Annotated in this window: 1 protein-coding gene and 1 pseudogene; one reads left to right on the top strand and one right to left on the bottom strand. The window is 63.0% G+C overall.

Annotated elements, in window-relative coordinates; genetic code table 11:
• Positions 1 to 961 (bottom strand): carotenoid oxygenase family protein (locus BGN95_RS15345; protein WP_286773195.1); only part of this gene is annotated, 961 nt, incomplete at its 3' end.
• A 114-nt stretch (positions 962 to 1,075) separates the two neighbouring features.
• On the opposite strand from BGN95_RS15345, the pseudogene BGN95_RS15340 reads away from it, so the two are divergent.
• A pseudogene (locus BGN95_RS15340) lies at positions 1,076 to 1,269 on the top strand (MarR family winged helix-turn-helix transcriptional regulator); the annotation flags it as partial.

Below are 1,269 nucleotides of genomic sequence, written 5' to 3'. Positions count from 1 at the left end.
CCCACGGCATACGGTGGATGCCGCCCGCCTCGCGCATGAAGGCGAAGGCATTGGTATCGGTGAGGCACAGATCGAGATGGACCAGATCGCCTTCGTCGAACGCGTTGACGAGGTGGAAGGCGGAAACCCCCTTCGGCCCGCGGAACCAGCGCATCTCATCGGTCTTGCCGTAACGCGGCATGATCCCGATCCAGCTTTCCAGCTCCTGCTGATGCGCCCAGTGCGGCCCACCCGCCTTGAGCCGATCGAGATCGGCGGTGGTGGGGAAGATCGGGAAGACCGCGCGCGTCTCGGTGATCGCGAAATCGTGCACGCTGGCGCAATAGGGTGCCTCGAACCATTGTTCGGAGACGAGCTTTCCGTCGCGATCGGCGATGCAATAAGCGATGTCGCGCGAACAGAGCCCGCCCGCTTCATAGCCGAAGAAGAACATCTCCCCCGTCGCCGGATCGACCCGCGGATGCGCGGTGAAGGTTTCGGAACGCAGCGCGCCATAATAATCCCAGCGGCCGATCGTCTCCAGCGAGACCGGATCGATCTCATAGGCGAGCCCGTCTTCCTTGGTCATGAACAGCCGCCCGGCGTGCCACACCGGGGTCGTATTGGCGACGGTGCGGTCGCGCCCGGCGACCGCGGGATCGTCGGTGAAAGGGTTGCGATACCGGCCGAACAATGCGCGCCTCGCCTCCCGCTCCAGCATATAGCGCTCGGTGCGGACGTAGCGGATGTCGTAATCGACATACCCGTCGGCGATCAGGAAGCGCGAGATCATCCCGTCGCCCGACAGCACGATATCGTCCGCGAACATCGGCGGATGCGCGGGATCGGGCACCGCGCGGAAGAATGCGCCGGATATTTCGGGCGGGATCGTGCCGATCACCTCCAGATCGCGGATCGCGCATTCGGTGCGGACGGGGGTGTTGAGTCCGGTGAAGTGAATCGTCGTCGGGAACGCGCCCATCTGGCTCTCCTAATCTCCGCCGAACGATAACACTCGTTATAATTCGCGCCAAGATGCTTTGGAGCCGCCAGGAGTGGTTGACGCCCGCGTCGTCACATGCGTTAGAGTGTGCTTATGGCTGATCCTACCGCCCCGCGCGATCGTCCCGCGCCCACGCTCGCGCAATATGGCATCGACTCGGCCGATACGCTGCACCGTATCCTCAAGCTGTCGAACAAGCTGATGGCGCCCTTCTCGGCCAATCTGGAGCGGCAATATCGCATCAGCATCAACGAATTCCGGCTGCTGATGATGATCGGCCGCTATGG

This window comes from Sphingomonas sp. 66-10 (assembly GCF_001897045.1).
Classification (GTDB): domain Bacteria; phylum Pseudomonadota; class Alphaproteobacteria; order Sphingomonadales; family Sphingomonadaceae; genus Sphingomonas; species Sphingomonas lycopersici.
Note: the sequence above shows the minus strand (reverse complement) of the source record. Positions and strands in the feature narration are given on the sequence as shown.